Source organism: Nostoc sp., assembly GCF_036917575.1.
GTDB lineage: Bacteria > Cyanobacteriota > Cyanobacteriia > Cyanobacteriales > Nostocaceae > Nostoc.
This window is the reverse complement of record NZ_JBALDC010000045.1, coordinates 100,611-121,937: the sequence shown is the minus strand read 5'-3', so window position 1 is coordinate 121,937 and position 21,327 is coordinate 100,611. Positions and strand designations below refer to the sequence as shown.

General features: G+C 40.6%; 22 protein-coding genes and 1 pseudogene. 10 read left to right on the top strand and 13 right to left on the bottom strand.

What is annotated here, in order from left to right:
* The first annotated feature begins 99 nt into the window (after positions 1–99).
* On the top strand, positions 100–1,197 hold the full coding sequence (locus V7K79_RS12225; RefSeq protein WP_335047937.1) for a Gfo/Idh/MocA family protein: 1,098 nt from the start codon (positions 100–102) through the stop codon (positions 1,195–1,197).
* A gap of 41 nt (positions 1,198–1,238) precedes the next feature.
* On the opposite strand, the gene V7K79_RS12220 is transcribed toward V7K79_RS12225, so the two are convergent.
* A complete protein-coding gene (locus V7K79_RS12220; protein ID WP_335047936.1) occupies positions 1,239–3,371 on the bottom strand; it encodes a sensor histidine kinase in 2,133 nt (710 codons plus the stop codon).
* A gap of 294 nt (positions 3,372–3,665) precedes the next feature.
* On the opposite strand from V7K79_RS12220, the gene V7K79_RS12215 reads away from it, so the two are divergent.
* From V7K79_RS12215 to V7K79_RS12205, 3 genes are all read left to right on the top strand, one after another.
* Positions 3,666–4,406: a RibD family protein gene (locus V7K79_RS12215; RefSeq protein WP_335047934.1), complete on the top strand. Its 741-nt coding sequence runs from the start codon at positions 3,666–3,668 to the stop codon at positions 4,404–4,406.
* 113 nt (positions 4,407–4,519) lie between these two features.
* The gene (locus V7K79_RS12210) at positions 4,520–5,701 is read left to right on the top strand and encodes a GNAT family N-acetyltransferase (RefSeq protein WP_335047932.1); all 1,182 of its coding nucleotides are present in this window, start codon (positions 4,520–4,522) and stop codon (positions 5,699–5,701) included.
* 184 nt (positions 5,702–5,885) lie between these two features.
* Positions 5,886–6,269, top strand: coding sequence for a DUF4346 domain-containing protein (locus tag V7K79_RS12205; RefSeq protein ID WP_335047931.1), 384 nt, complete (start codon positions 5,886–5,888; stop codon positions 6,267–6,269).
* Between the two features lie 63 nt (positions 6,270–6,332).
* Here V7K79_RS12205 and psb32 read toward each other — a convergent pair whose 3' ends face one another.
* Positions 6,333–7,070 (bottom strand): photosystem II repair protein Psb32, encoded by a 738-nt coding sequence (psb32, locus tag V7K79_RS12200; RefSeq protein ID WP_335047929.1) that lies wholly within the window; start codon positions 7,068–7,070, stop codon positions 6,333–6,335.
* Positions 7,071–7,565: 495 nt separating this feature from the next.
* On the opposite strand from psb32, the gene surE reads away from it, so the two are divergent.
* Both surE and V7K79_RS12190 read left to right on the top strand, forming a co-directional pair.
* Positions 7,566–8,246 (top strand): 5'/3'-nucleotidase SurE, encoded by a 681-nt coding sequence (gene surE / locus V7K79_RS12195; RefSeq protein ID WP_335047927.1) that lies wholly within the window; start codon positions 7,566–7,568, stop codon positions 8,244–8,246.
* Positions 8,247–8,427: 181 nt separating this feature from the next.
* Positions 8,428–9,051 (top strand): hypothetical protein, encoded by a 624-nt coding sequence (locus V7K79_RS12190; protein WP_335047926.1) that lies wholly within the window; start codon positions 8,428–8,430, stop codon positions 9,049–9,051.
* A gap of 37 nt (positions 9,052–9,088) precedes the next feature.
* Here the strand turns inward: V7K79_RS12190 and V7K79_RS12185 are convergent, their stop codons facing one another.
* Entirely contained in the window at positions 9,089–9,436 is a 348-nt protein-coding gene (locus tag V7K79_RS12185) for a hypothetical protein (RefSeq protein WP_335047923.1), read from the bottom strand.
* Between the two features lie 388 nt (positions 9,437–9,824).
* Between V7K79_RS12185 and V7K79_RS12180 the strand changes: the two genes are divergently transcribed.
* On the top strand, positions 9,825–9,980 hold the full coding sequence (locus V7K79_RS12180) for a hypothetical protein (RefSeq protein ID WP_335047921.1): 156 nt from the start codon (positions 9,825–9,827) through the stop codon (positions 9,978–9,980).
* A gap of 18 nt (positions 9,981–9,998) precedes the next feature.
* On the top strand, positions 9,999–10,676 hold the full coding sequence (locus V7K79_RS12175) for a class I SAM-dependent methyltransferase (RefSeq protein ID WP_335047919.1): 678 nt from the start codon (positions 9,999–10,001) through the stop codon (positions 10,674–10,676).
* 352 nt (positions 10,677–11,028) lie between these two features.
* Here the strand turns inward: V7K79_RS12175 and V7K79_RS12170 are convergent, their stop codons facing one another.
* On the bottom strand, positions 11,029–11,532 hold the full coding sequence (locus V7K79_RS12170) for a hypothetical protein (protein WP_335047917.1): 504 nt from the start codon (positions 11,530–11,532) through the stop codon (positions 11,029–11,031).
* A 679-nt stretch (positions 11,533–12,211) separates the two neighbouring features.
* On the opposite strand from V7K79_RS12170, the gene V7K79_RS12165 reads away from it, so the two are divergent.
* Entirely contained in the window at positions 12,212–12,664 is a 453-nt protein-coding gene (locus tag V7K79_RS12165; protein WP_335047915.1) for an Hsp20/alpha crystallin family protein, read from the top strand.
* Between the two features lie 270 nt (positions 12,665–12,934).
* Here the strand turns inward: V7K79_RS12165 and V7K79_RS12160 are convergent, their stop codons facing one another.
* Together V7K79_RS12160 and V7K79_RS12155 are read right to left on the bottom strand one after the other, a co-directional pair.
* Positions 12,935–13,657 carry a hypothetical protein gene (locus tag V7K79_RS12160; protein ID WP_335047913.1) on the bottom strand — a complete coding sequence of 241 codons (723 nt, stop codon included), beginning with the start codon at positions 13,655–13,657 and terminating at the stop codon, positions 12,935–12,937.
* A 518-nt stretch (positions 13,658–14,175) separates the two neighbouring features.
* A complete protein-coding gene (locus V7K79_RS12155; protein ID WP_335047911.1) occupies positions 14,176–14,430 on the bottom strand; it encodes a hypothetical protein in 255 nt (84 codons plus the stop codon).
* Positions 14,431–14,798: 368 nt separating this feature from the next.
* Between V7K79_RS12155 and V7K79_RS12150 the strand changes: the two are divergent.
* Positions 14,799–15,005 (top strand): annotated as a pseudogene (locus tag V7K79_RS12150) (Hsp20/alpha crystallin family protein); the annotation flags it as partial.
* Positions 15,006–15,260: 255 nt separating this feature from the next.
* Here the strand turns inward: V7K79_RS12150 and V7K79_RS12145 are convergent.
* The 7 genes from V7K79_RS12145 to V7K79_RS12115 form a co-directional block, all read right to left on the bottom strand.
* Complete coding sequence (locus V7K79_RS12145; RefSeq protein WP_335047909.1) at positions 15,261–17,348, bottom strand: FHA domain-containing protein; 2,088 nt, start codon at positions 17,346–17,348, stop codon at positions 15,261–15,263.
* Complete coding sequence (locus V7K79_RS12140) at positions 17,345–17,548, bottom strand: DUF6760 family protein (RefSeq protein WP_335047906.1); 204 nt, start codon at positions 17,546–17,548, stop codon at positions 17,345–17,347. Before V7K79_RS12140 ends, V7K79_RS12145 begins: the two co-directional genes overlap by 4 nt.
* Complete coding sequence (locus V7K79_RS12135) at positions 17,491–17,874, bottom strand: phage tail assembly protein (protein ID WP_335047904.1); 384 nt, start codon at positions 17,872–17,874, stop codon at positions 17,491–17,493. The genes V7K79_RS12140 and V7K79_RS12135 overlap by 58 nt, the downstream gene beginning before the upstream one ends.
* A 215-nt stretch (positions 17,875–18,089) precedes the next feature.
* Positions 18,090–18,428, bottom strand: a complete 339-nt coding sequence (locus V7K79_RS12130; RefSeq protein ID WP_335047902.1) for a hypothetical protein — start codon at positions 18,426–18,428, stop codon at positions 18,090–18,092.
* Positions 18,429–18,439: 11 nt separating this feature from the next.
* Positions 18,440–18,934: a phage tail protein gene (locus V7K79_RS12125; RefSeq protein WP_335047900.1), complete on the bottom strand. Its 495-nt coding sequence runs from the start codon at positions 18,932–18,934 to the stop codon at positions 18,440–18,442.
* A 22-nt stretch (positions 18,935–18,956) separates the two neighbouring features.
* Positions 18,957–19,412, bottom strand: a complete 456-nt coding sequence (locus V7K79_RS12120; RefSeq protein ID WP_099100384.1) for a phage tail protein — start codon at positions 19,410–19,412, stop codon at positions 18,957–18,959.
* A 234-nt stretch (positions 19,413–19,646) separates the two neighbouring features.
* Positions 19,647–21,308, bottom strand: coding sequence for a phage tail sheath family protein (locus V7K79_RS12115; RefSeq protein WP_335047898.1), 1,662 nt, complete (start codon positions 21,306–21,308; stop codon positions 19,647–19,649).
* Between the last annotated feature and the right edge of the window lie 19 nt (positions 21,309–21,327).

Genomic DNA, 21,327 nt, shown 5'->3' with positions numbered 1-21,327 from the left:
CTGTATACAAATGACAAATGACAAAGCGCAAAGTCTGAGCGCCGGCTTCCGGCGCTCAGACTTTGTAAGAGAGGACAAATGACAAATGATAAATAACTAATGATAAATAAAATTAATATTGCTGTCATCGGAGTTGGGCGTTGGGGAGTGCATCTGCTGCGGAATTTCTTGGCACATCCCGAAGTAAATGTAGTTGCTGTAGTTGATCCCCATCCAGAACGATTAGCGGCGGTAAAGCAGCAGTTTGAATTAGATAAAAATGTACTATTAACAACCCAGTGGCAGGATTTAAAGAGAGTGCCAGGGTTGACAGGAGTGGCGATCGCTACTCCTGCTACCACCCACTATGCTTTAATTAAAGACGCTCTCCAACAGGGATACCATGTTTTAGCTGAAAAACCCTTAACTCTCAATCCAGTAGAATGTCGGGAACTTTGCCATTTGGCAGAGCAGCATCATTTAATACTGATGGTTGATCATACTTATTTATTTCATCCAGCAGTTGAGCGAGGAAAAACTGTAGTACAAAAGGGGAAATTAGGTGATTTACGCTATGGCTACGCGACGCGCACCCATTTAGGGCCTGTTCGGCAAGATGTTGATGCACTGTGGGACTTAGCTATTCACGATATTGCTATATTTAACGCTTGGCTTGGTCAAATTCCTGTGAAAGTACAAGCAACGGGTACGGTGTGGCTACAGGGAGCAGGGGAGCCGGGGAGCAGAGGGGCAGAGGGGAAGAAAGAGACAGATTCTCCTTTGCCTCAAGGTTTGGCTGATTTAGTATGGGTAACACTGACATACCCAGATGGCTTTCAAGCTTATATTCATTTGTGCTGGCTGAATCCTGATAAACAAAGACGGCTGGGGATTGTGGGGAGCCTTGGTAGTTTGATTTTTGATGAAATGTCGCGATCGTCACCTTTAACGCTGCTACATGGGGAGTTTGAACAGCAGGACAATCAATTTATTCCTGTGAATCAAAGACAGATAGCGCTGGAGTTAGAAACAGGCGAACCATTGGGGCGGGTTTGCTCTTCGTTTGTTGTCTCTATTCTTAACAATACTCCCTTAGAGGTTTCGTCTGGCTGGGTAGGCACTGAGTTAGTAGAAATTCTTGCTGCTTTAACAGTATCTCTTCAGCAAGGTGGTAAACCTGTTTTTTTGAGCGATCGCATTCTCAAGGAGCAAGAGTAACAACTATTTAGGAGTGCTGAGAATATAAACTTTTAACTAAATTACCTCTTGAAAGTCTCATTTGCACAAACTCCTCCTTTTGGAAGACTTACCAAAATAGTTTGCAGAGGCGAAAGACGAATCTCGCAAGTCTCATTTCCAAATAGCAATTGGGACTTCGGGAACTTTTCTTTGTCTACCTCTATTTTTACAGACTTGTTAATCCCCAAAGAGGAACTTCCTACAGACTCTTGTAGGCTAGGATAGCGGCTTACTTTTACCGCTTCATTCCCAGAGGAGAATCCCAGATCCCCGACATTTGCTTCTTTATTTGGAACAGATAACAGCGAGATATCAATCAAAGGTAAGGTAATTTTCAGTGTCGTACCTTGATGAAGTCCCGCACTCTCAAGGGTAATACTGCCTCCCATGAGTTCGATTAAGTTTCGTGAAATTGCTAGTCCCAGTCCAGTACCTTCAAACTGGCGTGTTGTAGTGCCATTCACCATTACAAAGGGGCGAAATAGTTTGTGCTGTTGAGTCGGATCGATGCCTATACCCGTATCTTTGACAGCTATTACCACCTGAGATTTACCACTACTAGATTGAATTTCTGTAGCAATGGTGATGCTTCCAGTGTCGGTGAACTTGGTGGCGTTGCCGATAACATTAATCAGCACTTGCTTCAGTTTTCCTGCGTCTGCCTTAATTGGGATCACTTTGGAAGCTAACTCACATTTCAATTGCAAGCCCTTTTGTTGGACATTAACTGATTGTAAATTAATTACCTCTAACAATAATTGTCGAAGGTCAATAGGCGTGGAAACAACTGAAAGCTTACCTGCTTCTATTTTAGAAATATCGAGTAAATCATTAATAATACCTAACAAGTGAATTGTTGTTTCATCGGCTCGTTTGAGAAACTCCATTTCTTCTTCTCGGTCATCACATAAGCCTTCTTCAACCAGGCGAATACAGTTAATAATAATATTTAATGGGTTTCTCAATTCATGGGAAGTCGTAGCTAAAAACTGGCTTTTAATTTGGTTAGCGCTTTTTGCTTCTTTCCAAGCTATTTCCAGTTCTTCCGATCCAGCTTTCAGCCGTTCTACCATTTGGTCTAATGCTTGGGCCAGCTGATTAAATTCCCGAATTTGAAAATTGTGCGGAACTGGTTGTGCGGCATGGTGAGAGTGAATATTGAGAGCGTAGTCTCGCAATTCTTCTACAGGACGTGCCAAGTAAGGAGCTAAATATAGAGATGCTAACAAACTTGCACCAATCAAACCAACTGTCAAAACGATAAGAATCAATTTGATTTCCTCTAAACCAAAAAGCGCATTATCGACGCTAGTAACAGCTAAAACTATCCATTTTTGCTGCTGCTGTTGAGTGAGTGGGTTTGGAATTGCTGTATAGCCAGCGACTAATTCTTTTCCTTCAGTAAAAGAGAAATTTATCGAATCGTTTTGTCCCGTAATTGCATTTTTAATTATGCTCTCGATTTGGGAATGATTAGGGTGCTGAGTGATCTTAGTTCCCACCCAATCTGTGAATGGGTGTGCCAAAATTGTGCCATTTTCAGCAATCACTACCATAGCGCCCGTGAGCGATCCCGGCGGATTATTGGTTTGTTGGGACAATGCAGACTGAATACTTAAGCTATAAACTAAATTTTTTCGCCTATCAAAGACTGGTGCAGATAAAACTACTTGCAGCTGCTGATTTTGTGTGTTTCTTTTTCCCGTCATTCCTGCTTTTTGCGGGAAGATTGCTTTGACATCAATTCCCTCATTAGGGAAAGGTAATCTCAATTCTCCAATTTCTCGATCCCCACAACTACTAGCAACTATCTTATGGCTTAGGAGATTTGTTAATTGGATGCACTCAATACTAGCTGGAAGTTGTTGCCTTAACTGCGTGAGAATTTCTTGCTCTTGTATAGGCGAATCTGACGGAATAACCGTTGTTTTGCTTACACTCTGCAAATTAGCTTTTAAGATTGCGATCGCATCACCAATTCTCTCCCCTTTACTGATAGCGCTTTCTGTTAAATTTTGCCGTGCGATTCCCAATATACTAGAACGTGCCTTATTCAAGGCAACAATTTCGCCTACTAGTAGAACTGGAACAAATAGCAGCAATATTCTCGTTACTAAAATTCGACGAAAGGAAGATTGACGGGAATTAGTCATCGACTGTCTCACTTTGCACCTGCAATCTACAACACCAAAGATATGCAATTAGACCAGCTAGATGAGACATTTTATTAAATTACCAAAATTTTATTTTCAATGTTTAAAAATAACAAATTGCTATAATTCAAAAAGAAACGTCGTATACCAAAACTCGTATATGCTAGATGTAAAAGCGATTTATGTTGCATATCAATAAAGGGCTAAAATTATAAAACAGTAGTTTGCAGGTATGTTTTTGTTTGAAAATCTACATCTGACTAAAGAAAATATAAAAACTATCAAATCAATTTAATGTTGCAACATCGTCCTCATACTACAGTTGTTTTAGCAATGAGTGCAGATGGCAAGATAGCAGATTTTAAGCGATCGCCTGCTCGATTTGGCTCAAGGGTTGATAAAGCACACTTAGAAAAACAAATTGCTGCCTCTGATGCCGTTTTGTTTGGTGCTGGGACTCTGGACGCTTATGGAACAACACTTACTATAACCGATCCAACTTTAGTGGAACTTCGGGCGCAAGGAGGGAAGCCTCGGCAACCAGTTCATATAGTGACTACAAACTCTGCAAACCTTAATCCGGAAATTCGCTTTTTTAAGCAACCAGTTAGACGCTGGCTACTCACTACAACATCAGGAGAAATTTCATGGAAAGAACGCTTACAGACGCTTTCCTCAACTCTGGCAACCAGAGTACAAGAGTACCCTCCAGAATTTGAGCAGATTCTGGTTTTTGAAACACCAACGCGAGAAATTGACATTTCCGCAGCTTTGAAGCATCTAGCCACTCTACATATAACACGCTTGGCGGTTTTGGGTGGAGGTGAATTAGTAGCTTCCTTGCTGGAATTAGATTTAATTGATGAATTATGGCTAACTGTCTGTCCGCTGATTTTAGGTGGTAATACTGCACCCACAGCCGTAGATGGGAAAGGATTTTTACCTGATTTGGCTCCCAAGTTAGAACTTATAGAAGTTCATACAGTAGAGCAAGAAGTGTTTTTGCACTATCGCCTGCAACGACTAACAGATTAGATTACGCTAAGTTAAGTTATCGGGTATTGGGTATTGGGCATTGAGCATTAATTATTCTTCCCCTGCCCCTTACTACTCCCTACTCCCTACTCCCTACTCCCTACTCCTCTAAAATGGTGGAACAACTTAAGCCTCGCTATTCTGTCGTTTGGACGAATAAAATCGCTGAAGTACCCCAAAATGCCTGGAATGCTTTGGCAATGCCACTCAAAACGCCATTTTTAGAATGGGAGTGGCTGAACAATCTTGAAATCTCCCAAAGTGTTACAGCTAAAACTGGTTGGTTGCCAAATCACTTGACATTGTGGCGAGATAGAACACTGATTGCTGCCGCGCCACTTTATCTTAAAGGACATAGTTCTGGTGAATTTATTTTCGATCACCAATGGGCAGAGTTAGCCGATCGCATCGGAGTTCAATATTACCCAAAATTGCTGGGAATGACACCATTCACCCCAGCTGAAGGTTATCGGTTCTTAATCGCCCCAGGAGAAGATGAGGATGAAATCACAGCGCTGATGGTGCATGAAATTGACACTTTTTGCTCCAAAAATCGGATTTCTGGGTGTCATTTTCTCTACGTCGATCCTCAATGGCGGCCGATGCTGGAACGGCATGGGTTTACAACTTGGCTGCACCACAGCTATATCTGGGAAAATGCTGGCTTTAAAACTTTTGATGACTATTTGAAGGTTTTCAATGCCAATCAGCGCCGCAATATCAAGCGGGAACGCAAAGCTGTGGAAAAAGCAGGTTTACGATTGCAACCGTTGAGTGGCGATCAAATTCCTCAGTCTTTGTTTCCCTTGATGCACCAATTCTATGCTGACACCTGTGATAAGTTTGGCTGGTGGGGTAGTAAGTATCTCACACGGAGGTTTTTTGAGCAGCTACACAGTGATTATCGCCATCGAGTCTTGTTTGTTGCCGCATATAGCGAAGAAGATGACTCTCAACCTTTAGGAATGTCCTTTTGTTTATTTAAAGATGACAAACTTTATGGACGCTATTGGGGGAGTTTTCAAGAAATAGATTGCTTACATTTTGATGCTTGTTATTATGCACCGATTGAGTGGGCGATCGCTAATGGCATCCAAATTTTTGACCCTGGCGCGGGTGGGCGACACAAAAAACGGCGCGGTTTTCCCGCTATGCCCAATCATAGTCTGCATCGCTTTTACAATAATCGTTTAGGGCAAATTATCCGTCCCTATATTAAGGAAGTGAATCAACTCGAACAGCAGCAGATTGAGGCAATTAATGCAGAGTTGCCGTTTAATGAGAAAAATGCTTGAGGAAAACGAACTACTTTCTTAACAGAGTTTACCGAATAATTAAACTTTACTCGGCAAATAGATGTAAATTTTCCTTATTTTCAAAATAGTGTGAAAGATATCAAGAAGACTAAGGAAGATACGAATTACACTTGATATAGAGTGTAAAAACCCTGAAAAAAGAAAATTTCTTTTTATAATGCTTATGGATTTAATAGTTGAAGATTTAGCCGCAATTGATGATAAACTTTCCCAGCGCCATATTGACCTTGATCCCGGTGGATATTTCATTATTTACTTAGATCGAGATGCAGGGTTAATTTATGCCAAGCATTTCACAAATGTGATTGACGATCGCGGTTTAGCTGTCGATCCTGAAACGGGAAAGGTTATTCCAGCGCGAGAAAAGGTAGAACGAACTCATACAACAGTTTTTAGCGCCAGAACGGCGAAAGAACTTTGCGTGAAGATTTTTGAAGAAAATCAGCCTTCTCCTGTAACTCAACTAGATCATGCAGCTTACTTAGGTCGAGAATTTATCCGGGCTGAGGTAGCTTTAGTTACAGGGCAAGAGTATGTTCAAGATTAAAGTTGACAGTAAGGAGTTAAAAGTTAAGAGTTAGAAATTCATAACCCCTAACTCCTAATGCCATTACCCATTAGATGAAGGCTGATTTATCTGATAGATATAGTAAGTTGCCATTGGGATAACGGTGGCAGCAATTAACAATCCTACTACCCAAGCAGTAGCGTTACCTTGATCGGTTTCTTCAGCTTTCTTGAAAGTGCCTCCAACCTGTACATTGTCAGTTATTTGGGGTGGCCCTGGATCGGTTTTACCAGAGAGAACGGCGACAAGGCGATCGCTTGCATCAATAAATGCCTGATTGTATTTGTCACCATTGCGTAACGGTACACTTACTGTTTCAGTTGCTATACTCTCGGCAATAGAGTCAGTTAACAAAGATTTGACTTTATCCCCAGTAATAATGGCCGTACCGTTGGTAACTGTATCAAGAACCAACAAGGTTTGATTAGCTTGGGCTGCTTTTGTCGGAAACCATTTTTCAAATAGTTCTTTACTAAAGCTTTCTGGTGTTTCACCATAGTCGAGGCGGCGAACAGTAACAATTCTTACCTCATTATCTGTTTGCTTTGCCAAATCCTCAAAAGCGCTGCTAATCTTGCCTTCATTCAGACGGCTGATGACTTCACCTCGATCCAAAACCCAGGTGTTATTCCCGGCACTCAGGCTGGGTATTTGATACACACCTGTGGCTAAAGCAGGTGTAGCAAACAGTGAGGCTGCGAAAATAACCGTCACCAAAGGTAGAATTAGCCGGATGAGGTGTTTTTGACTGCTAAAAACTTGTTTGAGGAGCTGTTTCATCGTGTGATCCCTAAGACAGACTTGCACCAAAAATACTACAGAACCACTGCAAAAATCACCTCGTTCCCGATTTTATCCAGTGTAAAATTTCTGATATTCCCAGCAAATATGTATATTGTACGGGATTTTTGATTACACAAACTTGTTCTGAAGGCGGTTGCAAGCATTAACCTAATGCTAACCCCCTTACTTGTGACAAAAAATACCCCCCATTTTGGGAATTAACCCAAATGCTTAGGGCGGAATTTGCAAACCATCAAGAAAAAATATCGCTAGTGCGATATTTTTTGCAGAATCAAGCATATTTTTTCATATATGCAAGTAGCTTTTTTTGCTGTACTGATTAAATATTTGAGAGAAAAGATTGTAGAGACGTTGCACTGCAACGTCTCTACAACAGTTCTGGATAATGCATACTTAATTTATAGAGATGTCTATGTGATGGTTGATCTCTGCATTTTTCTGATATTTTAGCTAAATCAATATGATATACACATGACTATACTTTTAACTAACGACGATGGCATTGATGCCCCCGGTATCCAAGCGCTGCTCAAAGCTGTAAACGGCAGAAATTCTATTATCGCTGCTCCTGCGGATCATCAGTCTGGCTGTGGACATCAAGTTACTACAACTCGTGCTATCAATCTCCAGCGACGTTCTGAAACTGAGTATGCGATCGCAGGTACTCCCGCCGATTGTGTGAGAATTGCAATAACACAAATTACCGCAGATGTCAAATTTGTACTTTCAGGCATCAATGCTGGGGGAAACTTAGGAGTCGATGCTTACATTTCTGGCACAGTTGCCGCCGTACGGGAAGCCGCGATGCACGGTATTCCTGGAGTTGCCATTTCCCACTATCGAAAAGCCAAGCAGAATTTTGATTGGGATCTGGCTGCCAAATTCACAACTGAAGTTTTAGCGGATTTATTTAAGCGTCCCTTAGAACCAGGAAGCTTCTGGAATGTGAATTTGCCGCATCTGCAACCAGGAGAACCACATCCTGAGATGGTGTTTTGCCAAGCCTGTACCAAACCTTTGCCCGTGAACTATCGAATCGAAGGCGATAATTTTTATTATGTAGGAGAATATGGCAAACGCGATCGCACTCCTGGTAGCGATGTAGATGTGTGTTTTTCCGGCAATATCGCCGTCACCCAGTTAAGAGTTTGACATCAGCTATCAGTTACTAGTTGACTGCTACCACCTTTTAGTGGATATTGAGGAGAGCTTGTAGGGCTATTAATTAATCTTATGGATATTGTTAGTGCGATCGCTCTTTAAATTTCCAAGGATTTGAAATCTGGTAAAGTTTCAGTGGTACTGAACACTAATTTCAAAAAAGGAGAAATATATGCAGTTTCTGAAAATTGTTCTTGTTGCTCTGGTGTTAATAGTGAACTTGCTAATTGCTCAACCTTCTTGGGCAGGTAAGGATTTCACTAAGGGGGCTGACTATGCTGAGGTAACTCAAGCGCTCAATCAACTTCTAACTGTCAAGAATACACCGGAGCAAGCTGGCTATACACCTGAGGAATTCCAACAGCGACTGGCACAATTGCAGTTTCAGAAATATGTCATAGAAACAGCTAGAAAGCGGGCACAGTGTCGTAATGAAACTGGAAAGACTTTGGCTGTCTATGCCAATAAACCTAAAAAATCTCCAACCCAACTCTACTTTCTGGGCGCAGGAACAATCACCGATGATGATTGGGATTGCGATGGCATTTACTTACCCGCAGGTTCTCAAGTGATTCTAGGCCCGAATGCTCAACCACAAGAACTGATTCAACCAATCGCCATTAAGTTTGTCGATGGTACACAGTCTCTTGCTAGAACTAATCCAGCCACTGGTGCAATTGAATTGAATGTTGAACCTGCCAAAGTATTTAAGGCGGGTGAGAGTAACTGGTTGCTCCCCACTTATTCCCAAGCAGATATCGATACGCAAATTCCCACCCCACAACTTATTGACTAATCTCATCTAGATAATTCAACTTTTATGCGATAAGGCATTAAGCCTTACGCCTTTCTTGCCAATCAACATAGAAAAAGAGAATTGCAAGCATTACATAGCCAATAGCCCAAGGCGTACCAGTTCCCCAGCCGAAATTAACAACTGTATCTGCAACACTCCAACGATAACTGTGTATCAACCCAACCCAGGAAATGACAGCAGCGACTATAGACCAATAGGCAGCTTGGCGAAACTTGCGCTCAATAATATAAACTGTGATACAAGCCAAAATCATAGCGGAAAAAATAAACCCTTGCTCAAGAGCAAAAGCCCCATCAATATATGTATCGCTTAACTTAAACTGCTCAATCAAGGTTGGTGTAAAAGGTTTTTCCGGCGTACCCAAACCTGCTACATTCCTTGGGGTGGACGAGAATACATACAGCAGTTTTCATTTGCATGAAGTACAAAGTTACGGATTTTGAGGCAGCTATGCTGGAGGCTGGAGGCAGGAGGGAAGAGGTAGAAACTCTTAATATTTGATAAATCAGTCCTGGATTTTGTACCTCACTTACTTGCAATCTGCTGTATATAAAAGCAATTTCCAGATTCTATTTGCAAACTAAACTGGTTCTTAGCAAATATCTAGACCTGTCTATATACTAGTTGATACAAGGGTTGAGGGTCACTCCTTGTGTGCTAACTTAGGGTAATTTTGAGCATTACAAAGAGTGAAGTGTTTTTGTTGCACTCGAACGTATTTAAAGTCAATAATATATATTTAGTGTTTTCCAGTGTTAAATAAAGTAATTCAACTCTTTGAAGTAGAACTTACTGTTTTAGAAAAATCTACAAAGGTATCACGAGAAAAAATTTTACGGGTTCTCACTCAGGGCGATCGCGTTCATAAATTATTGCGCGATACTATAGCAGTTACCTCAAGTTATTAGTGTCAGTGATAGGTTTTTATGTTTGAACAACAACCTGAAGATTTACGATTTTATGTCCAACAGTTAGCTACCGAAGCTTTACAAAAATCAGAACCATCGGCATGGTTTGAAGTGTTATATACCGAAGCTAAAGGTGATACAGCAAAAATTCCTTGGGCAAAGTTAGCTCCTCACCCTTATCTACAAGATTGGTTGACGATTCGTCAACCGTTCGCTTCTGGGCAAAAGGCGCTAGTCATTGGTTGTGGTTTAGGAGATGATGCCGAAACTTTAGCTGAACAGGGGTTTGAAGTAACTGCCTTTGATATTTCACCGACAGCGATCGCTTGGTGTAAGCAGCGATTTCCAGATTCGACTGTCAGCTATGTAGTTGCAGATTTGTTAGCGATTTACCCACAATGGCATCAAGCTTTTGATTTTGTTTTTGAATGTCGTAATATTCAAGCCTTACCGTTAAATGTACGTTCTTGGGTTATTTCTTCAGTTACCTCTGTTGTTGCTCTTGGTGGCACACTTTTGCTGATTACTCGTGTTCGAGATACAGAAGCTGAACCTTCTGGGCCACCTTGGCCATTATCAGATTCAGAATTAGCACAGTTTGAAAGTTTGGGATTACAGCAAGTAGAAAAACTTGAGTTTTTAGAATCTGAGTTTAACGTTAAGCAAGTGCGGATTGAATATCAAAGGCATAAATAATTCTTTAACAAGTGTATTGCCTTTCACTTTTCTTGGATAATCTACTAATTTGTAATACCAATTCTCTAAAATGAGGTAATACATTCAAATCCCAAACCCAGATATAGTCTAGCTTTCTTAATTACGAATTACAAATTGGTATAATTCCCAGCGATCGCCTTGGAAAACAACCGCACCGGTTGCACAAATATGGTTATGTACCAGAAAAGCAAGAAATACTTTCATCTGGTCTATCTGAATATCTTTTTTTTCTGATTTCAGATATATTCTCGAATTTTTCCCTGATCACTTCCGAGGATGAATAGAAACTATCCTCCAGCCCAGAAACTTTCTTTGACAAAATTCCCCACCCCTACCATCTTCGATGATGACCCCATCCGTGGAACCCTCCGCCAAATCCAAAGTGGAACCCTCTTCCAAATCCGAAGTTGATGCCATAAGTAGGATAGGGCGACCCATAGATGGGATAAGGGTTGTAGATGTAAGCAGGAGAAGGCGCTACGGTGTAATAACCATCATCACTACAAACCTGAGTAGTATGTTGCACAATTGTTCTAGGTACAACATTCTCTTGCCCAGCATAAGGTAGATTCAAATAACCATCCTGAAAACCACGAGCGAATTCACCTCCCACAGTCCGAGGTTTATAAGCAACTCTATTCCGAGCGCTTTGTTGTCCTTCTCGAAAACCATTTGTATAAGCATTGGGGTGGTCTGCCACCGATTCTTTGAGTACCCTATTGTCAGTAACAGGATGACAGTAAACAACCCTATCAGCTTTAGCGGCTTGGGGAAAAAGTAAAGATGTTGAGCCAGCGATTAAGCTGAATAAAGTAGCAACAACTATTTTCTTCACAGCTTTTAACCTCATTTATGCTTAATGCTCTAAGCCTTCTAACTCTAATTATAAAACCTGAATTATCAGGCGACATGAGCTAAAAATCATAAATCTTCTGTCAACACCTCTGTCTTTAGGCTAGGGGATTCTAACCTCAAGTTTTAGGAATACCACGGCACAATAGTTTATTTTCCGGCGAGTTTCCGCGCAATAACCACACTCTAAGCGCAATAATATTTTCTGTCATTATCGTGCTTGCGGTTATGAGTGGATAGATTCAGCATTTAATGTTACTTGTATTCAATGCAGTCGCAAAGATGTAGAAAGTATTTCATTTTGGCAGTTTCCCGATGACTAAATCGAAATACTTATTGAATAGTACGATGGTGAGGTGAGTAAAGCTTGGATGTTGTTGTTTAGGAAATATAAGCGATCGCTTGACTGTATATTTCCTTCAACAGTAGATTTGGTAGTTGATTATTGACATTAATAGTTATTATTCTGGTTTACCGAACTAAAAAATTAGAGTTAACCGTAATCTTTTTTTTAAAGTCTAATTATGTGCGGTAATCATCCTTTTATTAGGTGATGATAACCGAAATTATACAACTTTGAATCATATTTATTATGAATACATGAGCACAAAACCAAGTGCAAAAACGATTAAACAATAGTTGAATTTTTCCGAGAAAAAGTTATGGTACTAGTTCGTTACAACCCCTGGCAAGAATTGAACGCTTTAGAACGTCACATCAACGGTTTATTGGGAGATACCAAAGTCCCATCTGCACGGCTTGAAAAAGGCTTTATCAGAGTTCCGGCTGCTGAGTTGCATGAAACTGATGATGCGATTCATCTCAAGCTAGAACTGCCAGGACTGTCAGCTAAAGACTTAGATATTCAAGTCACCCAAGATGCTGTTCATATTAGCGGTGAGCGCAAGTCTGAAACTAAAACCCAAGACAAGGGTATTACCAAGAGTGAATTTTACTACGGCAAGTTCCAGCGTGTAATTCCTCTATCTGCTAGAGTTCAAAATACCAATGTCATCGCAGATTATAAAGACGGTATTTTGAATCTGACACTGCCTAAAACCGAGCAAGAAAAGAACAAAGTTGTCAAGGTTAATCTTGAACAACCTACTGCATAGTACGAAAATACTCACCTTCAATAATTGATTGAGATAGCTAAAAGCCCAGTTAGAAATGACTGGGCTTTTTTGTATGCGATCTCTTACCGAATATACAATTAAGAAAAACTCTATCCTTTGCTTAAAATTCATTGTGATTATGCGATCTGTTTTATATATTTGAGTCAATTTTATTATCAAAATTCCAAGTGAAAAAGTAGTTCTAGATAAAAAGAGATATTACTGTAATTTTCATAATCTTTGCAATCTTATTCTGTATTGAGAGTTTCATCAAGACGATCCTTGGTTTTTTATTTGTTTAGATGTAGCTTCCATGAAATCGATAAAAACTTTGATAAGCTTATGAATTCCCTCGCTACCTCCTGCAATTATACCTCCCGTCAACAATGCATCTAAACAACGGAAAATAACTACCTGTATGGGATTATCTAAATCAATAACTACAAGTGGCTCAATTGAGCGAATACCTATTGCACTCATTAAAAGACCGAATAAAAGGGATGTCCATAGAGCAATTATTCGTGTATCAGATTTATAAGCTGTTTTTTGACGCTCTTTTTCATTTATATCATCCATTTGTGGTTTGAATATTTTTAATGGTTCTTGTTGGTTTTGTGTAAAGTTTTGGATAATTTGCTGTTCTAAACTCATTCCTTCAGGTGGGAGTCCACTGATTTGATTAGATTTTAATAATTGGTTTTGTTGTACTTCTATAAGTCTTATGTTCTCAGACATTAGAGCCTTTTTTTGCTCAATGCTAATATCTAATTGTTCGACGAATGGCCCACGCCAAGTAGTTATAAAAACTTCTAGTGAGCGCTCTAATAATAAAGAGATAAATAATAGTAATGTGAGTATTTGGACGATATCATTAACTCCAAATGGTTTTAAAACAAATGGTTTAGAGGATAACCAAGCTGACAAGGTTACTACTAGAAAACTAATAATGATTAATACAATAAATAAAGGAGATTCGGGAGAAAGCTTTAGCAACGTATCTATACTCCTGCTTCGCGTCACAATATCTAACACAGCTTAGAGGTGAAAACTACACCTGCTGAGTAACTTAACAACGTTAATTTGATAGAACAGTAAATAATTTATGACCTGTGCCTTTTTTCTAAAAGTATGATAATTTATACTAATTCGTAATTCGTAATTTCTAATTCGTAATTAAGAAAGCTAGATTATATCTGGGTTTGGGGGTTTGGATGTGTTGCCTCATTTTGGATAATTGGTATTACGCCATTGTGGGAGCAGTAAGCATTGCAGTGCTACTGTGCATAGAATGACGCTAAAGCAAGTAGCAACCGTAGTACCAACTAAAAACCCCTCCAAGCTAAGGTGTTGGAGGGGTCCAAGTAATTTTTGCGAATTAGATAGGTGATTAGGGGGAGACAGTAGCTTTTCCTGCTCGGTTACGCATTTTCTTGTCAAAGCAACCAGATGATAGTACAGCATTTTATAAATCTCATTACGAACCTTCGCAAGTCTGTACTTAGTAAGATAAATCATTTTTGGTGTTGAGATACCAAAGTACTACTGCTAGGAATACCCTGTGGTTTTAGATTACTTTGATAAGCTAGAAATACAGCATCAAAGGGTTTGAGGTAGCTGAATTTAGTAGAATGAGTAGATAAATTGTTAGAGTTGATAGCTATAGGCTCGCCACTATTGTTAGTAGCTATCTGAGTGCTACCGATTCCAGGCAATAAAGCAATAGAAGTAACAATAAATACAGAATCAATCAAGATAGAGAATTTCATAGGATTATCCTTAGTTATAGTAAAGTGCAATTAGTGTTCTTGAGTAATAGAGTCTTATTTTTTATCTGTCTTAACTTCCTGCACCCAGTTCACCTGAACGGTTGATTTGCTCTTCACCCATTCGGGTGATTTAATTGAGCGTATCCTACGCTCGTTAAAAGTTGCTAAAATCCATCATTTGATAAGCAAGAACAGTAGTATCAAAGGATTTGAGGTAGGACAAACTTGAATAGATATCTATTTAACTGAGGTTATCTAAAAATTTATGCAGCACTGTTACTTAGTTTTAGGTATAGCTTAACTGAGGCATCGCATTTCTGGACTATCCCCTCCAACAGAAAATTTAGGTTTAGTATAAATTAAATCTATCTGAAACAAAAACAGAAGAAAAAGATGTTACAAGAAGTGAGTTTCATTACGGTAAATTTCAACGCGTAATTTTTCTATCGGCTCGAATTAAAAATACTGACGTTACCGCAGATTATAAAGATGGCATCTTGAATCTAATACTTCCTAAAAATGAGCAAGAAAAGAACAAAGTTGTCAAGGTTAATTTAGAAAAATCTACTAACTAATAGTTTGCGATCGCACTACTTTTTCTGCAATAATTGGTTGAAATAGTTAATAGCTTGGTCACTCGCTTTACCAAGCTTTTTTATGGGCATTTTGAAAGGGTGAATGGTAGAGTTAGCAATAGTTTTACCTTCTATCTCCTGTTATAAAATCATAACCAACTCGTTTGTAACCTCAATTAATTCGCGCCAATATTATTACATACCCGACTTATTAAAAAATCGGGTATCTTGTTGTTTGTGAATAATTTATAGTTGCTATTTGTGTTTAAGATAATGTACAATCGCCTCTGCTGTCGGCAAATTAGTAGCCAATAAAACTTGATTAATAGTGCATAATCTTAACAGTGCTTCTTCATTTGCTTGACCTGGCTGAGGTTGCAGCAAATCTCGTAGAAAAATAACTGCTACAATTTCTCCGGCTCCAACCAATGAAGCAATTGTTTGATATCCTCCAGAAGTTGGTGCAGCAGTTTGTTGACTAATAGTTATACCCGTCTGTTGATGTAAGACTTCACTAACAGATGGCCAGGTAATTGTATAACTCTGTGAGAAAAACTCCTGATGTTCAGAAACCAATTCAGCAAGTTCTGATTTATTGCTTTCATGAGCAAGCAGTACTATATTTTTTTCACTGATTGCTTGAGGAGACTCACTGACATTTGTTTCTTCTGGAGTTTCATCAAAACGCTCTTTTATTTCAGGTAATTCTTCAACAGTTTGACTGATGCTCTCAGTCGCTCCACTTTCTGTGGTTTCCAAAGATGGAATGTTATCTGAGTCAGAAACTTTACTTACTTGTGCAGAAACATCATCAACATCTACACTAACTTGTTCAGTACTTGCATTATTCAAATCAATGCGTTGATTCCTTAAAACTTCTGCAACGTCATCATCAGGTACAGTTGATGCTTGAGAAACTTCGCTTATTGTTTCATCCACAGCAGAAGTAGGTTCTACTTCCTCAACATCTACGCTGTCTGCTGCTGTAACTGACGTATCCCAATCTACCGCTTTATCAGTGGTATCCTGTGTAACTTGGCTCAATGCTTCTTGTGGCTGAATCTCTTTATTTTCAACAACTTCACTGACTTCTTCTTTGACTGGTGTATCTAAATTCACTACTTCATCATGAGTAGCTTCGGGAATATCACTTTCCTCCTCAGATATATCGTGGAAAATATCGCGCGGCTGTACCGAGGTAACTTCTGCTGCTAGTGCTGCCTCCAATGCATTCTCATCGTCGGTAACTTCAGGAATAGCATTTTGTGCAGGAACTTCGTTGAAAATATCACGTGGCTGTACGAAGGTAACTTCTGCTGCTAATGCTGCCTCTAACTCTGCATCCTCTTCGTAGGTAGTTTCTGGAATAGCATTTGTATCACGCTGTTGTACGAAAGTAGATTCTCTCGCTAGTGGTGCTTCAAAGCCTACAACTTCATCATGGGTAGCTTCTGGAACACTTTCCTCTTTATGAGTTTCAATTATGTTTTCAGGTGCAGCTATAACTTCATCAGGTTCAGTCAAAGAAACTTCTGAGGTTTCGTGGGTAGCTTCTGTAACACTTTCCTCTTTATGAGTTTCAATTATGTTTTCAGGTGCAGCTATAGCTTCATCAGGTTCAGTCCAAGAAACTTCTGAGGCTTCGTGGGTAGCTTCTGGAACTTCTACTTCCTCACCATCTGGTTTATTGAATGTCCGCAAATCCCCAATTTTATCATGAACATCGTGTGAAACTTCGTTGACTGCTTCTGGTGGTTGAATGATGTTTTCAGGGGCGATTATCTCAACAACCGGTATGACATCATCAGGTTGATTAGAAACAACTTCTGAGATTTCGCTGATTTCTGGGGAAGCAGCTTTAACTTCAGGTGTTTCTACTTCTTGACTAATTGGCGGTGGAACTTCGTTGACTACTTCTGGGGCTGGATTAACAACATTGGCAGCGCTGACATTTTCAGGCGATCGCGGCCGAGAAAACAGTGAAGGATCTATAATTCTAAAGACTGTCTCTGGTTGCTCATAGGCGGGAGCAACAGCTGACAAAATCAAAACATAATCTGCAATCCGAATAACATCTCCATCGCTCAAAGAATACGGTCGATCTTTTTCAGTTTGTTTACCATTAAATATTGATCCATTTCTACTGCCAAGATCAGAAAAGTAATAATTTCCACTTTTAATAAAAAACTTACCATGTACCCGACTGATATCTGGGCTGTCTAGAACTAAATCAGAATCAGGAGAACGGCCTATTATCCATTCTCCTCTCGGTGTAGTTTCTAGGGTAAGGTCAAGTTCATTGACTTCACTTAGATTTGGTGAGTAGCTAACTTTTACTTTCATATTAATTTTTGGTTAATTTTATTGATTTCTCCTACCCAACGCTGACGGGTAGTGTGTTCTAAATTTAAAATATCATCTTGTGACCAATGGAAATGATAAGCAATAAAAGCTACCTCCTCATATAAAGTATCAGAGGGGTAGCTTACGACTCCCCCGCTAGTTCTAGCTCTACTGAAAATTGAGTATTGCAGTGGGGACATTGTGTCGGAATGTGTACATTGCCTTGCTGATTGATTCGATTATAAAATTCTCGCAGATAGGCAATGTCATGTAAGAGCAGTTCTTCGAGTAAATCAGGACTAACAGAGTTGAAACTGCCCAAGCGAGTAATAACCCGCGCAAGCATTACTAATACGCCGTAAGCCGGATTTTCCTGAACTCTGCGCTCTTGTTGCACCAAAATTTCATCTTTTGCGGTGGCTAAACGCATCACCCCATGACGATGTACTCGTTGTTCACCATCACCCAATCCTTTAGGAAGAGTGAAAGAAAATTCTGTGCAGAGAGTATCTTTTTTACGGCGCATAGGTTATTTTATTTGGGCACTGGGTATTGGGGAGTGGTGAGTAGGGAGTGCTGAGTAGAAAGTGGGAAGTCAGGAGTTAGAAGTTAGGAAGAAATATTATTGTTTCAAGTTTAAAACTCGGAAGTTGAGCCTTTTTGCTTGAACGTTGAACCTTTGAACTTGAAAGTTGCACCTTTTTACTCGAACGTTGAGTTTTTAAACTCGGAACTTTTACCTCAGCACTCAGCACTCAGCACTCCCCTATCTTCAGGTATGGAAGTTTCGCCTTCCAATCCATTGATTCGACGGTAAAAATCTTGGAGGTAATTTAAATCTTGGGAAAAAAAGTTTTCCACGATTGCAGGAGTCACTTCTGATAAAGCACCCAAGTGGGTAATCACTCGCGACAAGATAATAATTGTGGCATAAACAGGATTAGCTTTAACGCGTGGGTCACGCAAGGGTGCAATCTCGTCTATCGCCGTTGATAACCGCATTACACCTTTGCGGTGGAGGTTGCCTTCCGAGTCTAGATACCCCTTTGGCAGTGTAAATTCAAACTCTGTAGGAAACATAATCCTCCTGATTATTTCACGCGTTTAAATTCCTCAAAAGCAACCTCTATTTCTTCAATTTCAATGTCATTGCTGCGGGCGTTGACATCGGCAATTTTGTAACTTGTGGGCCAAGCACCGGCTAATTCAAATCTAGCTACTTCTTGATTTGCCTGATTATAAATAGACAAAGCAACAAGTCTACGTTGCTGTGACCAATTACCCTGTTGGACTTTTTCAAACCAATTCCAAAAATCCATAGAGTTAGTAGTACCTCTACGCAGAATGAGATTACCACTCTTAGGATTGCTGGGAAGCTTAGTTCTTACCACCTGACCTTTTGACTGCCCTTTTGTACCCCAGCTTTGAGAAGTAACTTCACAAATTTCAATTACCTCTTGTGTTCTTTTGAAGCCTTGACACTCCAAAAAGAAACAATTGGCATCGTTTTGACCTTCTAGTGTCAGTTCTAAATAGAACCGATGAGCCGTAAGAACTTCTGGAATTCGACTTGCGGATTGTACCACTGTTAATTACTGCAAATACTAATTATTTGATTCGTTTAATTCCTTCGTGAACCAATTCAATGGTTTCATTCGCCATATCACCACCAGAGGCACTTAAGGTAGGCCCAGTATATTTACAGGGATAACAGTTGACAATGTTCCACCGTGCCTTTTCAGAGCCTTGTTGGTCGTAAGCAACCACTGAACCAGTCTTACGATTCTGTGCCCACTTGCGAGGGTCTCCCATGTCTTCGTTACAGTCTTGATACCATTTATAAAGGTCTATATCATCAGTGGCAATGACTTTTACTGTGATGTTGGTAAATTTCACAACAGTTGGTGTTGCTTGGCGCATTAGTTTAGCGCCCTTAGATGAACCGTGAACTTCTTGCGCTGGTGTATTCTCAACGCCTAATCCGCTAATTTCTTTAATGAACTTATCAGTAATTCCATCAGCCTCGAAGTAAAACTTACAAGAGGTTAAAAATTCGCCTGCCATGTTTTTAGACTCCTTTGTATGTAGTTAATTTGGGATTGGGGATTGGGGAAGGTGGGGCCCCCTCTGGGGATAAGGGGTAATGGGGAATGGGGACTAGGGATTAGGGACTGGGGAATGGGGATTAGGGGGACAGGGAGGACAAGGAAGGGGGACAAGGGGGAATTATTGAACAAATCTCTCCCTTGTCTCCCCCCTCTTCCTTGTCTCCCTTGTCTCTTCTCCATGCCCCATGCCCTATTCGTTATCTTCAATACCATTCCATTGGCTAATGCGGAAAACAACAAATTCAGCTGGTCTGACGGGACAAACACCAACTTCAATATATAAACGTCCTAAAATTCTGGTTTCTGGTGGGTTCAATTCTTCGTCACACTTGACATAGAATGCTTGTGCTGGAGATGCCCCATACAAAGCACCTTCACGCCAGATACGTTCTAAGAAATTACTGACGGTGCGGGTTACACGCGCCCATAAATCTTGGTCGTTCGGTTCAAAAACTACCCACTGAGTCCCCAGTTCTAGGGATTTTTCGATATAGCTAATTAATCTACGCACACTGATGTAACGCCACTCTGTTTTATCTGGCTCAACTAGAGTGCGTGCGCCCCAAATGCGGATACCTCGATTGGGGAAGTTGCGAATACAATTTATTCCCAAAGGGTTTAATAGTTCTTGTTCGCGGAAGTTAGTGTCATAGCCTAAACCAATTACGCCTCTGGGAACTTCATTTGCTGGGGCTTTGTAAACTCCTCTGGTTTCGTCGGTGCGGGCCCAAACACCCATCACATGACCACAAGGAGGTACTAAAATTGGATTACCGCGATCGCGTGGATTAGGTACTTTAATCCAAGGATAATAAAGGGCCGCAAACATTGAACGACGGTTAAATCTATTTAACCATTCCACTACTTGTTGCGGTTTGACGGCTTCCGGTGGCGCATCAAGTACAACCATGCGATTGGGTGGATTGGGAATATCGCCACTGGCAGAACCTTCGCACATACTAATCATCAGTTCGATGATGCCGTGGACTTGATCTAAATTTAATACTTGCTCTTGATAAGCCCGCATCACATCAGGACAGGCCAGCATCGTGATTTCATCAATTTCAAAGATACCGCGTACTCCGGTGCGATCGTCTCGAACCCCTTCTAAATTTTGCGAAAATCTATCAGGCGGGGTGGCGACAATAGGCGGGGCTAGTTCATATTGACCATTAACCGGACGACGAGCTAAAGGCTGTCCGCTTTGAGTAATATCTTCTAAAGTGACATACATCGAATTTCTCAATGCTGTCAGCGCATAAGTGGCTACCTGAATAGCAGGCTCGCGGTTCATTGTCAAGTTTTCGTATTGCTCTAGAAGTTCATCTCCCCGACGAATTTCGATGGTAAAATATTCGCCCGTATTTGGAGGCGCTTCTCCTTCAGTACCTTCGGGTAAGGCACGGGGCGAACTTTCAACAATGACGATATTTACTAATCCACCTGCTGCTTGTTCAGGGCGCAAAGTAAAGCGCAGGGCTGGACGATTACCTCGAGCGTTAATTCTGAGGTTAGCCGGTTCTGGAGTTGACGGTCTGGGTGCGCTTGGTAACTGAGTCCCGATGCTTGTTACCCAGCAGCGACCGCCACCATTCATAAAGTAGCCGTAGACTGAAAATGGTAAATAGGCGTTGAAGTCGGTGAACCCATCAGAGTCGAGACGCGCAAAGTAGTTTAAGTATTGCGTCCAAGTGGTTACTAGCATGGGCTTGTATAACTCAGCCCCACCGCGAACGTCTTCAGTAAAACCGACAAATCCGGCAACTGCCGTGCTGACACCTTCAATTGGTCGGCTACCACGGTCAATTTCTTCAATATAGACACCAGGAGCAAAGTAATCAAGTCTAGGCATGAAAGTCTCTCCAAGTCAG